This window comes from Intrasporangium zincisolvens, assembly GCF_034724055.1.
GTDB lineage: Bacteria > Actinomycetota > Actinomycetes > Actinomycetales > Dermatophilaceae > Monashia > Monashia zincisolvens.
The window spans coordinates 173,758-186,103 of sequence record NZ_JAWIIL010000001.1 but is presented as its reverse complement, the minus strand read 5'-3'; the positions used below and the strand labels follow the sequence as shown (position 1 = coordinate 186,103).

10 protein-coding genes and 1 tRNA gene are annotated in these 12,346 nt (G+C 72.4%); 4 read left to right on the top strand and 7 right to left on the bottom strand.

Features of this window, described 5'->3' with window-relative positions:
* Positions 1–46: 46 nt before the first annotated feature.
* From RY076_RS00900 to RY076_RS00875, 6 genes are read right to left on the bottom strand one after another with little or no spacing between them, the layout of a single operon-like run.
* Positions 47–1,420, bottom strand: coding sequence for a serine/threonine-protein kinase (locus RY076_RS00900; RefSeq protein ID WP_323095464.1), 1,374 nt, complete (start codon positions 1,418–1,420; stop codon positions 47–49).
* Positions 1,417–2,877, bottom strand: a complete 1,461-nt coding sequence (locus RY076_RS00895) for a peptidoglycan D,D-transpeptidase FtsI family protein (protein ID WP_323095463.1) — start codon at positions 2,875–2,877, stop codon at positions 1,417–1,419. The genes RY076_RS00900 and RY076_RS00895 overlap by 4 nt, the downstream gene beginning before the upstream one ends.
* Positions 2,874–4,271, bottom strand: a complete 1,398-nt coding sequence (locus RY076_RS00890) for an FtsW/RodA/SpoVE family cell cycle protein (RefSeq protein WP_323095462.1) — start codon at positions 4,269–4,271, stop codon at positions 2,874–2,876. Before RY076_RS00890 ends, RY076_RS00895 begins: the two co-directional genes overlap by 4 nt.
* On the bottom strand, positions 4,268–5,782 hold the full coding sequence (locus RY076_RS00885) for a PP2C family protein-serine/threonine phosphatase (protein ID WP_323095461.1): 1,515 nt from the start codon (positions 5,780–5,782) through the stop codon (positions 4,268–4,270). Before RY076_RS00885 ends, RY076_RS00890 begins: the two co-directional genes overlap by 4 nt.
* A gap of 4 nt (positions 5,783–5,786) precedes the next feature.
* Complete coding sequence (locus tag RY076_RS00880; protein WP_323095460.1) at positions 5,787–6,401, bottom strand: FHA domain-containing protein FhaB/FipA; 615 nt, start codon at positions 6,399–6,401, stop codon at positions 5,787–5,789.
* Between the two features lie 34 nt (positions 6,402–6,435).
* Positions 6,436–7,239 (bottom strand): DUF3662 and FHA domain-containing protein, encoded by an 804-nt coding sequence (locus RY076_RS00875; protein ID WP_323095458.1) that lies wholly within the window; start codon positions 7,237–7,239, stop codon positions 6,436–6,438.
* 223 nt (positions 7,240–7,462) lie between these two features.
* On the opposite strand from RY076_RS00875, the gene RY076_RS00870 reads away from it, so the two are divergent.
* The 4 genes from RY076_RS00870 to RY076_RS00855 all read left to right on the top strand — a co-directional run bounded on the left by RY076_RS00870 (position 7,463) and on the right by RY076_RS00855 (position 11,588).
* On the top strand, positions 7,463–9,073 hold the full coding sequence (locus RY076_RS00870; protein WP_323095457.1) for a MinD/ParA family ATP-binding protein: 1,611 nt from the start codon (positions 7,463–7,465) through the stop codon (positions 9,071–9,073).
* Positions 9,074–9,164: 91 nt separating this feature from the next.
* Positions 9,165–10,013, top strand: a complete 849-nt coding sequence (locus RY076_RS00865; RefSeq protein WP_323095456.1) for an NAD-dependent epimerase/dehydratase family protein — start codon at positions 9,165–9,167, stop codon at positions 10,011–10,013.
* A 65-nt stretch (positions 10,014–10,078) separates the two neighbouring features.
* A tRNA-Leu gene (locus RY076_RS00860) sits at positions 10,079–10,161 on the top strand.
* Between the two features lie 488 nt (positions 10,162–10,649).
* Positions 10,650–11,588: a serine/threonine-protein kinase gene (locus RY076_RS00855; protein ID WP_323095455.1), complete on the top strand. Its 939-nt coding sequence runs from the start codon at positions 10,650–10,652 to the stop codon at positions 11,586–11,588.
* A 31-nt stretch (positions 11,589–11,619) separates the two neighbouring features.
* Here RY076_RS00855 and RY076_RS00850 read toward each other — a convergent pair whose 3' ends face one another.
* Complete coding sequence (locus RY076_RS00850) at positions 11,620–12,165, bottom strand: winged helix-turn-helix domain-containing protein (protein ID WP_323095452.1); 546 nt, start codon at positions 12,163–12,165, stop codon at positions 11,620–11,622.
* Between the last annotated feature and the right edge of the window lie 181 nt (positions 12,166–12,346).

The window sequence follows — 12,346 nt, the reverse complement described above, 5'->3', positions numbered from 1 at the left end:
ATCGTCGTCCGCTCGTCGTGCGATCTCGTCGGGCCGGTCGGTCATGTCAGTTCCCCTGGTCCTCGCCCTGGCCCTTGCCCTTCCCCTTGCCCTTCTTCTTGTCGGGCGGCTTGGGGGACTGCTCCGTGGTGGACGTGCTGGCGGATTCGGTGGGTGTGCTCGTGGTCGTCGGGGTCGAGGCGCTCGTCGACGCGCCCGCGCCGCCCGTGCTCGTCACCGCCGGCGTCGACGGGGCCGGGTCGGGCGCGGCGCCCATCCGGCCGCCGAGGGCGAAGGAGCCCCACGCGATGAGCAGGACGAGCGGGACGGCGAGCCAGGCCCAGCGTGGCGGGGCCGCGCGGCGCTCGCGGTCGCTGCCGCGTCCGGCACCGCTCCGCTCGCCGAAGCTGGGGGTGTCGCCCCGGTGCGTCGGGGCCTCGGACACTCCCGCCACGGCGGCGCCCACGGCACCGGCGGCGCCCGCCGCGCCTGCAGCGCCGACCCCGGCCGACGCGTCGGTGCGGGGGTGGGCGGCGGTGAAGGCGCGCGTCGGGCTCAGGGCGGCGATGGGCGCCGTGGCGTCGCTCGCGCCGAGGGGTGCCGGGGTGACGCCCGGCAGGGCGCCGAGCGGCATGCCGACGGCAGCGGCCACCTCGCTCACGGCGTGCGGGCGGTCGGCGGCGGTCTTGGCCAGGCAGGCCCCGACGATGTCGCGGAGGTCCTGCGGCACGGTGTCGGGCAGCGGCGGTGGCGGGTCGTTGACCTGCGCGAGGGCCGTGGCCACCGGCGTGCCCATGTCGAACGGCTTGAGGCCGGTCAGCATCTCGTGGGCCACGATGCCGAGGGAGTAGATGTCGCTCGCCGCCGTCGCGGGCTCGCCGAGGGCCTGCTCGGGGCTGATGTAGTCGGGGGTGCCGAGGACCTCGCCGGCGCGGGTGTGCCCCGAGCCGTCACCGATGCGGGCGATGCCGAAGTCGGTGAGCTTGGCCTGCCCCTCGCCGGTGACGATGATGTTGGCGGGCTTGACGTCGCGGTGCACGACGCCGGCCTCGTGCGCCGCCGACAGGGCGAGGGCGGCCTGGCCGAGGATCGAACGGACGTCGTCGGGCGCCATCCCGCCGTCGCTCTCGCGGATCAGCTCGCCGAGGGTGCGCCCCGGCACGAGCTCCATGACGATGTAGGCGACGTCGTCCTCCTCGCCGTAGTCGTACACGGCGGCGATGTTCGGGTGGTGCAGCCCGGCGCTACCGCGCGCCTCGTCGCGGAACCGGTCGATGAACGTCGTGTCGTCGGGGTCGGCCGGACGCAGCACCTTGACCGCGACCGGGCGCTCGAGGACGGTGTCGGTGGCCTCCCAGACGTCGCCCATCCCGCCCGACGCGATGCTCGTGTCGAGGGTGTAGCGCTGCCCGAGCGTCGTGCCGGGCTCGACGAGGCTCATCGGCCGAGCACCGCCTCCATGACGGCCCGAGCGATCGGGGCCGCGACGCGTCCGCCACCGACCTCGCTGCCGGTGACACCGCCGTCCTCGACGACGACCGCCACGGCGACCTTCGGGTCGTCGGCCGGGGCGAAGCTGATGAACCAGGCGTGCGGCGGCTTGCCCTTCTCGTGCTGGGCGGTGCCGGTCTTGCCGGCCACCTTGACGCCGTTGATCTGCGCGCGGGCGCCGCTGCCGTTGTCGACGACGGAGACCATCATCTTCGTCAGGATCGACGCGGTCTGCTCGGAGACGGCCTGCGACAGCTCGGTCGGGTCGGGCGTCGAGGAGATGACGTCGAGGTTGGCGCTGCGGACCGAGTCGATGATGTACGGCGTCATGACGCGGCCCTTGTTCGCGATCCCGGCCGCGACCATGGCCATCTGCAGCGGGGTCGTCTTGACGTCGTACTGGCCGATGGCGGCCTGCGCCGACTGCGGCTCGTTCATGTCGGCCGGGACCGAGCTCGAGGCGGCGCGCAGCGGCACCTGGATCGAGTCGCCGAAGCCGAACTTCGCCGCCTGTGCGCGCAGCTTCTCGCCGCCGAGGTCGAGCCCGAGCGAGCCGAACGCGGTGTTGCACGAGATCTCGAGCGCGTGGATGAGCGTCGTCTCGTTGTTCGGGCCGCATGGCTGGCCGGTCTCGTTCGGCAGGTTGGTGCTCGTGAGCGGCAGGTCGAGCTCGGCCGGTCCCGGCACCTTGGAGTTCTCGTCGGTGACGACGCCGTTCTCGAGGGCGGCGGCCGCCGTGACCACCTTGAACGTCGAGCCGGGCGGGTACAGGCTGCTCAGCGCGCGGTTGACGTAGGCCTTGTCGGGGTCGCCGGCGAGCTTCTGCCAGGCCTTGGAGGCCTTGGTGAGGTCGTGGCTCGAGAGCGGGTTCGGGTCGTACTGCGGGTGGCTCACCATCGCCAGGATGGCGCCGGTCTTCGGGTCGAGCGCGACGACGGCGCCCTTGCTCTTGCCGAGCGCGTCGTCGGCGGCCTTCTGTGCCTTGGGGTCGATGGTCAGCTCGAGCGTCGCGCCGGCGGTCTTGCGGCCGGTGATGAGGTCGGTGACGCGTCGGACGAAGAGGGAGTCGGAGTCGCCCGTCAGGAGGTCGTCGGCCGCGTGCTCGAGGCCGTACGGCGCCCCGACGACGTAGCTGTAGAAGCCGGTGACCTGCGAGTACAGCTCGCCCTGCGGGTACTGGCGCAGGAACTTGTACTGGTCGTCGACCGGGATCGACTTCGCGACGGCCTGGCCGCCGACGATGATCGAGCCCCGCTCGCGCGAGTAGGTGTCGAGCAGGGTGCGCTTGTTGGCGGCCATCGAGCCGAGCGACTTGGCCTGGACGAACTGGATGACCGTCGCGGACACGAGCAGCGCCGTGAAGAGCGCCGCCATGAGCAGCGAGAGGCGTCGGATCGGGGTGTTCACGGCATCCTCACCACCTGGGTGACCTCGGCCGGAGCGGGGTCGTCGACCGCGACGCCGACCGGGATCTCCGGCATCGGGCGTCGGGCCTGGTCGGAGATGCGCAGCAGCAGGGCGGTGATGACCCAGTTCGCGAGCAGCGAGGAGCCACCGAGGGACATGAACGGTGTCGTCAGGCCGGTCAGCGGGATGACCCGGGTGACGCCGCCGATGACGATGAAGACCTGGAAGGCGACCGAGAACGCGAGGCCGACGGCGAGCAGCTTGCCGAAGCCGTCGCGCACCCCGAGGGCCGTGCGGACGCCGCGCTCGCAGTAGAGCACGTAGAGCACGAGGATCCCGAGCGTGCCGAAGAGGCCGAGCTCCTCGCCGAGGCTCGGGAAGATGAAGTCGCTCTCGGCGAACGAGGTGAGCCAGGGCCGGCCCGCGCCGAGCCCGGTGCCCGTCAGGCCGCCGGCGGCCATCCCCCACAGGCCGTTGGCCAGCTGGTTGGAGACGTCGAGGCTCTGCTGGGAGAACGGGTCCAGCCAGAGGTCGACGCGCTTGGTGAAGTGGGAGAACGCCGACAGGGCGAACGCGACGGCGGCCGCGAACAGCAGCAGGCCGATGACGATCCACGACGTGCGCTCGGTGGCGACGTAGAGCATCGCGACGAAGAGGCCGAAGAAGAGCAGCGCCGTGCCGAGGTCGCTCTGGAAGACGAGGATGAGCAGGCACATCACCCACGCCACGACGATCGGGCCGAGGTCGCGGCCGCGCGGGAAGGTGAACCCCAGGACCTTCTTGCCGGCGAGCGACAGGACGTCGCGCGTCTGCACGAGGTAGCCGGCGAAGAACACGGCGAAGGCGATCTTGGCGAACTCGCCCGGCTGGAAGTTCATCGGGCCGATGGAGATCCAGATCTGCGAACCGTTGATCGACCGGCCGAGGCCCGGCACCAGGGGCGCGAGGAGCAGCACGAGCCCGGCCGCCATCGACACGTAGGTGTACCGGCGCAGCAGGCGGTGGTCGCGCAGCACGATGATGACCGCGATGGCCAGGACGATGGCGAACGTCGTCCAGATGATCTGGCGGTAGGCGTCGCCGTCGGTGCCGAGCTTGCCGCGGGCGAGGTCGAGGCGGTGGATCATGACGAGGCCGAGGCCGTTGAGGACCGTGGCGATCGGCAGCAGCACCGGGTCGGCGTAGGCGGCCTTCCACCGGAGCACGAGGTGCACGGCGAGGGCGAGCAGCGTGAAGCCGCCCGCCACCGGGATGATGTTCGCCGGGACCGTGCCGTTGCGGTTGAGGTCGGTGGTGACCCACGCGAGCAGGACGATGCCGATGGCGAGGATCAGCAGCCCCAGCTCGGCGTTGCGGCGCGTGCGGGGCGTCAGGGGCTCGACGGTCGTCGTCATGCCGGCACCCCCGTCGTCACCGCCGCGGAGAGCGCCACGGACCGCGTCGAGGACCCTGCGGACCCTGCCGCCGAACCTGCCGCGGACCCGGTCGAGGGCAGCGCCGGCAGCGCGGCCGCCTTCGCGGTCGTCGACGGACGCGGCGCCGGCGTCGTCGGACGCGGCGCGGTGGTGTGCGGCGTCGAGGGCGCCGGGGTGGGCGTGCTCGGCGTCGGGGTCGGCGTCGGCTGCGGGGTGGTGCCGCACGGCGTGCCGGTGATGGCGAGGTGCTGGCAGCGCATCGCCTCGCCGCGGAGGCGGTCGACCTTGCCCTCGGCGTCCGGGAGGTCGCGGGCCGGGATCGTGTTGTCGACCGAGCCCTGGACGTCGGCGGGCAGGTCGCTGACGCGGACCTCCGACTCGGTCTCGACGCGGGACAGGGCCACGGGGCCGAGGTCGGCCGAGACGCCGCGGAAGATCGCGACGTGCCCGTTGCTCGCGGCGACGTAGAACTGCTTCTGCGACCACGCGTAGGCCGCGTACCCGCCGGCGCCGAGGATCGCGGCCACGACGACGACACCGATGGTGCGTCGGGCCACCTTCGCCCGGCGCGAGCGGGCCGGGCCCTCGGCGAGCTCGACGTGCGTCTCGTCGTCGTCGGTGGCCTTGTCGCGGCCCGTGGCGGCGCGCGAGAGCGCGGCGGCCTTCTCGGCCGGCGAGGTCGGGATGGCGCGGGTGCGGTTCGGCAGGCGCTTGGCCGCCGCCCCGACGACCTGCGGCACGGTGACCGGCAGGTCGTCACCGTCGGCGTCGACCACCTCGGCGACGATGACCGTGACGTTGTCGCGGGTGCTCGCCTTGAGCGCCACCTCGATGCAGCGGTCGGCGGCGTCGTCGGGGGTGCGGGCCTCGCGGAGGATCTCCTCGATGACGTCGGCGCCGACGAAGTCGGACAGGCCGTCGGAGCACAGGAGGAAGCGGTCGCCGATCTTCGCCTCGCGCAGCGAGGTGTCCGGCTCGTCGTCGGGCTGGCCGGTCATGACGCGGGTGACGACGGAGCGCTGCGGGTGGTGCCCGGCGTCCTCCTTGGAGATGCGCCCTTCGTCGATGAGCTGCTGGACGAAGGAGTGGTCCTTCGTGATCTGCGAGAAGGTGTCGCCGCGGAGCATGAACGCGCGGGAGTCGCCGATGTGCGCCATCGCGAGCTTGTTGCCGGTGCGGAGCATGACGATCGTCGTGCTGCCCATGCCGGCGAGGTCGGCGTTCTCGCGCATGGCGCGGGTCAGCTTGGCGTTGGCCGAGTGCAGCGCCTCCTCGAGCAGCGGCACGGCCTGGTCGGCGGTGACGTCCTCCTCGTCGAGGGGCGCGAGCTCGCCGACGATCATCGAGCTGGCGACGTCGCCCGCGGCGTGGCCGCCCATGCCGTCGGCGAGCACGAGCAGGTTGGGGCCGGCGTAGCCAGAGTCCTCGTTCCGGGACTTGGGTCCCAGGCCGAGGTCGGAGCGCGCGGCGTAGCGCAGGGCGATGGCCATCCGGTCAGCCCCGCAGCTCGAGGACCGTCTTGCCGATGCGCAGCGTCGTGCCCACCTCGACCGGGCGCGAGCCGGTCAGCTTGTCGCGGCCGATGAACGTGCCGTTGGTCGAGCCGAGGTCCTCGACGAGCCAGCCGTCGCGGGCCGGGTCGGGCTGGATGCGGCAGTGCCGGCCCGACGCGTAGTCGTCGTCGAGGACGAGCGCGCACTCGGGGTTGCGGCCGATGAGGATGCCGCTGCTGCGCAGGGGCAGGGACGTGCCGGTGAGCGGCCCCTCCGTCACGACGAGCGTCGTCGGGACGGTCTTGCGCCCTCGGGGCCGACGAGACGCGGCCCCGGCGGCACCCCCCGCAGCGGCACCCCCTGCAGCGGCACCGGCGGCGCCGGCAGCACCCGCCGCGCCAGCGGCGGCACCACCGGCGGCGGCGGGCTGGCGCCGGCCGCGCGCCTGCGCCTTCTCCTGCGCCTTCTCCTGAGCCTTGGCGGCCTTGCGCTGGGTCCGGCGGCTCACCGACGTGCCGTAGATGTCGGTGCGCAGCACGCCGACGACGCTGAAGATGAAGATCCACAGCAGCGCGAGCAGACCCAGCCGCAGCAGGGTCAGGGTGAGTTCACTCATGCATCACCAGGTGTCGTCGGGGTGGTCACGTGGGTCATCGCCGCCCGGCCCGGAAGGTGGCGGTGGTTCGCCCGAGGGTGAGGCGGTCGCCGTCCTGCAGCCGCTGGCTCGCGATGCGCTCGCCGTTGACGAAGGTGCCGTTGGTGGAGTTGAGGTCGCGGATCGAGGTGACGAGGTGCGGCCCGTCGGTGGTGACGCGGATCTCGCTGTGGCGCCGAGACACCCCGGGGTCGTCGACGACGATGTCGGCGGAGTCGTCGCGCCCGAGCGTCGTGAGCGCCCCGAGCAGCGGGTAGCGGTCGCCGTTGATGTCGAGCCACGGGCGGGCCGAGGGGTTGCTGCGGGCGCCCGGACGCTGCACGGGCGGCTCGTCGACGACGGTGCCGCTCGGCGTCTGCGGGCGGGGGGCCGGGGCGGGCTCGCGGGCCGGCGCGGCGGAGGCACCGGCACCGGCCGCGCTGCCGGCGCGCTTGGCCGTGGCGGGACGGACGCGGAAGACGCCGGTCTCGAGGCCCTCGCCCTCGACGAGGTCGACCTCGAGCGGGCCGCCGGGCTGGTAGCCCTGGGAGTCGGCGTGCTCCTGGGCGGCGGCGACGAGGTCGTCGGTGAGGTCGTCCTCGTAGTCACCGAGGCGCTCGTAGTCGGTCGAGCTGAGCTCGATCGTGTAGAGGTTGGGCACCATGGCGCGGCCGTGACCGACGATCGCGGCGCGGTCGTCCATGGCGCGCCGGATGGCCGAGGCGATCTCGACGGGCTGGACCTCCGACTTGAACGCCTTCGCGAAGGCGCCGTGGACAGCCTTGGCCAGACCGTGCTCGACACGGTTGATGAGTCCCACGCCGTCTCCTCCTTCGTGATGGTCGCTTGCCGCTGGGCGCTTCATCGTAACCGGGTCACCCGTGCAAGGCCCCAACCGACGGGCGGTGGGTAAGGGTCCGGAAAGACCGTTTCGCCCCGCGCCACGCGTGGTCAGCAGGTTTGATGTGTCGCGGAAGCATGGGACCATCGCGGAGGGTCCGTGAGCGGGCCCCCGCACGTGGCAGGCCAGCAAGGAGCGCTCGATGAGCAACGACGAGACCGGCAACACCGAGGGCCAGGGCATCCCCGGCTTCTCCTCGAACAACCGGGTCCCTGGGGGGTTCGCGCTGCCCATTCCCGTCGCGACGGGTTCGCCCGAGGACCAGCCCTCGAGCGACCCGTGGTCCTCCACGTGGGACGACGACTCCTGGCAGTCGGAGGAGGCCGCGTCCGAGCAGACCTCGCCCGAGGCGTCCGACGCCAACACGTGGAGCGACCCGTACGCCGCGAGCGAGGGCACGTCGACGGCGACCGACGACGCGTCGGGCTCGACCGGCGACTTCAGCGCCTACGAGGGTGACTACGACTCCTCGTCCTCCGGTGGCTACACGCCGAACGGGTCGACGCAGAACGGCTGGTCCTCGTGGGAGTCCGGCAGCGGCAGCACCGAGGCCGACGAGTCGACGCGCCACTGGCAGTCCCTGCAGCACGACTCCGAGGTCGCCGACGCCTCGCAGGAGGAGTACTCCGGCTGGGTCCCCGCCGGGTCGCCGTCCGGCAGCTCGAGCACCTCGACCGACACCGACGCGCCGACGAGCCGCTTCTCCACCGACCACTCGAGCGCGCGCGACGCCTTCGCCGCCGCCCCGGCCGTCGACCCCGACGTCGCCGCCGCGGCGGAAGAGCTCGGTCACAGCTACGACCTCACGCCGGTCGACCGCGCCGGCAACTCCGACCGCCCGAGCGCCGAGGACCTCATCACGGCGCGCTCCAAGGGTGAGCGCCAGAAGGTCAAGGCCAACTCGGGCCTGCGCAAGGCCTTCGGGCTCGGCCCGAGCACCAAGGAGCTGCTCGAGCGCGACCGCATCGACCGCATCGCCCGGCCGCTCAACGGCCGCAAGACGATCATGATCATCAACACCAAGGGTGGTGGCGGCAAGACCCTCGTCTCCCTCATGCTCGCCAGCTACCTCGGGCGCTACCGCTCCGGCTCGGTCCTCGCGTGGGACAACAACGAGACCGAGGGCACGCTCGGCATGCGTGCGCCGTCGCAGAGCCACCACCGCACGGTCGTCGACCTCCTCGGTGCGCTGCCGACCATCGCTGGCGACCCGAACGCCGGCACGTCCGAGCTCGAGCACTGGGTGCGCGAGCAGCGGGGCCTGTCCTTCGACGTGCTGGCCTCCGCCGACGACGACGAGGCGATGCGCATCATCGGCGAGCAGGAGTTCGAGGACCTCCACACGCAGCTGTCGCGCTTCTACCGGATGATCATCGTCGACACCGGCAACAACCGCCTCGCCCCGAACTGGCTCGCGGCGGCCGCCCGCGCCGACATGCTCGTCTTCGCCACCTCGCTCAAGGACGACACCTCCGTCGTCGCCGCGAAGAACCTCGACGCGCTCGTCGCGATGGGCCGCGGCGACCTCGTGCGCAACGCCGTCTGCGTCATCTCGCACACGTCGGCCAAGGGCAACGACATCGGCGCCGGCGTCCACACCCGCGAGCACTTCGAGCAGTGGGTGCGCGGCGTCGTCGACATCCCCTACGACCCGATGCTGGCCCCGGGCCTGCACCTGGACCCGCTCAAGATCAGCAAGAAGACGCACGACGCCTGCATGGAGATGGCCGCGGTCGTCGTCGACGGCCTCTGACGCCCGCGCCTGATCGTCACCGACGCGTCCGTCCCTGCCGGGGCGGGCGCGTCGTCGCGTCCGCGGTGCTGTCGTGGGGTATGCCGGTGCCATGGCCCGGATCGCGCTGACCGGAGCCGCGGGACGCATCGCGACGTCGCTGCGGCCGCGCCTGCACGCCGCGGGGCACGACCTCGTCCTCCTCGACGCGGTGCGAGTGCCCGATGCAGTGCCCGATGCGGTGCCCGGCGCCGTGCCCGGTGAGCGGGTCGTCGAGGCGGACCTGCGCGACGTCGAGGCGCACGCCGATGCGTTCGCCGGCGCCGATCTCGTCGTGCACCTGGGCGGCCTGTCCGACGAGCGGCCGTGGGCCGACCTGCTCGCCGTGAACGTCGACGGCACGCGCGCCGTGCTCGACGCGGTGGTGCGGGCCGGCGTCGGGCGCGTTCTGCTCGCGAGCTCGGTGCACGCCGCCGGCTACGTGCCCGTCGACGACCCGGCCACCGCCGCGGGGATGCCGCTGCCGGCGCCGGACACGTACTACGGCGCCAGCAAGGCGGCGGTCGAGGCGCTGGGCGGGCTGTACGCCGGACGCTTCGGCCTGACCGTCGTCAGCGCCCGCATCATGACCTTCGGCGAGGAGCCGAGTGGGCGCTCCTCGCTGCGATGGTGGTTGTCGGCCGACGACATGGCGCGCCTCGTCGACGCGGTGCGCACGACCGACGCGGGTGGCCACCACGTCGTGTGGGGCGTGTCGGCGAACGCCCGGGGGCACGTCGACCCCGGGCCCGGCGCCGGCATCGGCTTCGTGCCGGTCGACGACGCGCAGACGTGGGTGGACGAGGGGCGCCTCGGCGCCGATGTAGCGGCCGAGGCGCCGCGTGCGGTGCTCGGCGGAGGGTTCGCCGACCCGGCCTACCGCCTCGGCGAGGCGCACGGCGGAGCCCCGACGCGGACGTGACGGGCGCCGGGCCGGACCCGGTTTGGCGATCCGGTGGGCTATGCACCACACTGTCCTCTTGTCACGCGCGAGTGGCGGAACGGCAGACGCGCTGGCTTCAGGTGCCAGTGTCCGAAAGGGCGTGGGGGTTCAAATCCCCCCTCGCGCACGCGATGACAGAAGGGCCCCAGTTCTCGGAACTGGGGCCCTTTCGCTGTGTGGGCCCTCTCTTCACGCGTGCGCGTCCGCCGGGAACCGTCGCCGGAGGGGCCGAGGAACGAGGCCGGCTCCGAACGACGGAGTCCCCCCTCGCGCACTGGAGCGACGAGTCCAAGACGCGTGAACGCGGACCACGACAGGCCGCCAGGTGGCGCGTCGTCGCGGCGCAGGAGCGTCGGAGACCGCAACGAGCCGCCACATGGCGGCTTGCTGACGGCTGCCGCGCCGCCGGGACGAAAGGTGATCCTTCGGGCGGTTGAAGGCCACACCTGCGGGGTATGTTGACCCGGTCGCTGAACGGGGATCGGCGGCTTGTCCGGTCACGAACGTGAAAGTCTCAGGCACCGGTCCGGGTCACCTACCATGACTCGGACGAAGGCCCCCTGAGATGTCGAACGACGTGCACCTTCCGTCCGAAAGGCCCGGGTGCCAACCCCCATGAACCGACTCCACGAAGGCTTCGTCCTCGGTGGTCGCTACCGCCTCGAGCGGCGCATCGCCTCAGGCGGCATGGCCGATGTCTGGGCCGGGTCGGACGACGTCCTCAAGCGCCAGGTCGCCGTCAAGATCATGCGGCCCGACGCCGACCACGAGCGACTCTTCGCCCTGCGCTTCCGCGACGAGGCCGTGCACTCGGCCGGCCTCATGCACACGAACATCGCGACCGTCTTCGACTACGGCGAGGACGACGGCCTGGCCTTCCTCGTCATGGAGCTCGTCGACGGCGAGCCGCTGTCGAAGATCCTCGCCGAGCGCGCCCCGCTCGAGCCGATGGAGGTCCGCTCCATCCTCGGTCAGGCCGCGCTCGCGCTCGGCGTCGCCCACGAGGCGCGCGTCGTGCACCGCGACGTCAAGCCGGCCAACATCCTCGTGCGCCCCGACGGCGTCGTGAAGCTGACCGACTTCGGCATCGCCCGCGCCCTCGACGCGTCGGGCCACACCCAGCACGGCGAGATGCTCGGCACGCCGAACTACATCAGCCCCGAGCAGGCCCTCGGCCACGCCGCCACGGGGTCCAGCGACCTCTACGCCCTCGGCGTCGTCGGGCACGAGATGCTTGCCGGCCAACGCCCGTTCGACCGTGGCACCCCGATCGCCACCGCCCTCTCGCACGTCAACGAGCCCCCGCCGCCGCTGCCCGAATCGGTGCCGAAGGACCTGCGCGAGCTCATCGCCGACTGCCTCCAGAAGGATCCTGAGAAGCGCCCGACCAACGCCGCCGACTTCGCGATCCGTCTCGGCCTCGGTGACCACGAGGTCGTCGGCCTGGCGCTGGGTCTCGCGCAGGCGATCACCGGGCAGGCCGTCGAGGACGAGCCGGAGCCCACCCAGGCGATGCCCCTGAACGCGCTCGACGAGCCCGAAGCGGCCCGCTGACCGACGCGTCTCCCCTCCGACGCGTCGGGCGTCAGGGTCCGGTGACGCGGAGGCGGTAGCCGATGCCGTGCACCGACGTCAGCTGGCAGCCGGCGTCGGTGCCGAGTCGTTTGCGCACCCGCTTGACCGTCGACATGAGCGGCTCCTTGTCACCGAGGAAGTCGGTGCCCCAGATCCGCTCGGTCAGCGCGGCGAACGACCAGACGCGGCCCACGTCGGACCCGAGCAGGGCCAGCAGGTCGAACTCCTTGGCGGACAGGTGGATGGGCGCTCCCCCGAGCGTCACCTCGCGGGCCGCGACGTCGATCCGCAGGCGTCCGGCGGCGAGTGGCGGCGGCAGGGTCTGCGGCGCACCGGACTCCAGCGGGGGCCCGAGCGCGAGCGCATGCGAGGGGTGGGGCCCGTCGGTGAGGGCCGGATCGGACCCGACGGGTTGCAGGAGGGTGCGAGCGGCCTCGAGGTCGCTCGTGACGAGCACGACGGCGCTGTCGTGCAGTAGCTGGGCGACCTTCGTGGCCTCCCGGAGCGGGAGCCCGACGCAGAGCACGAAGCCTGCCTGGATCGAGTGTTGGAACATAGTGCCCCCTCGGCGACCGGTGGCGTGAAATATCTCCATATCAGAGGCACCGGTCGGCCCGTCCAGCCCGTACGGCGTGGCTTGACCAAGATTTGACCGGATCCCGCCCGCGACTTGCCCGGATCTGCCTGCGTCGCGACCTGTCGAGCGGTTCTCCGTCTTGCCAGCGTGGTGAGCGTCC

Bases quoted from the DNA above. Each gene is read 5' to 3' on its own strand.
- RY076_RS00850 (WP_323095452.1), bottom strand. From the start codon at position 12,165: ATGTTCCAACACTCGATCCAGGCAGGCTTCGTGCTCTGCGTCGGGCTC.
- RY076_RS00880 (WP_323095460.1), bottom strand. From the start codon at position 6,401: ATGAGTGAACTCACCCTGACCCTGCTGCGGCTGGGTCTGCTCGCGCTG.
- RY076_RS00890 (WP_323095462.1), bottom strand. From the start codon at position 4,271: ATGACGACGACCGTCGAGCCCCTGACGCCCCGCACGCGCCGCAACGCC.
- RY076_RS00865 (WP_323095456.1), top strand. From the start codon at position 9,165: ATGGCCCGGATCGCGCTGACCGGAGCCGCGGGACGCATCGCGACGTCG.
- RY076_RS00870 (WP_323095457.1), top strand. From the start codon at position 7,463: ATGAGCAACGACGAGACCGGCAACACCGAGGGCCAGGGCATCCCCGGC.
- RY076_RS00900 (WP_323095464.1), bottom strand. From the start codon at position 1,420: ATGAGCCTCGTCGAGCCCGGCACGACGCTCGGGCAGCGCTACACCCTC.
- RY076_RS00855 (WP_323095455.1), top strand. From the start codon at position 10,650: ATGAACCGACTCCACGAAGGCTTCGTCCTCGGTGGTCGCTACCGCCTC.
- RY076_RS00885 (WP_323095461.1), bottom strand. From the start codon at position 5,782: ATGGCCATCGCCCTGCGCTACGCCGCGCGCTCCGACCTCGGCCTGGGA.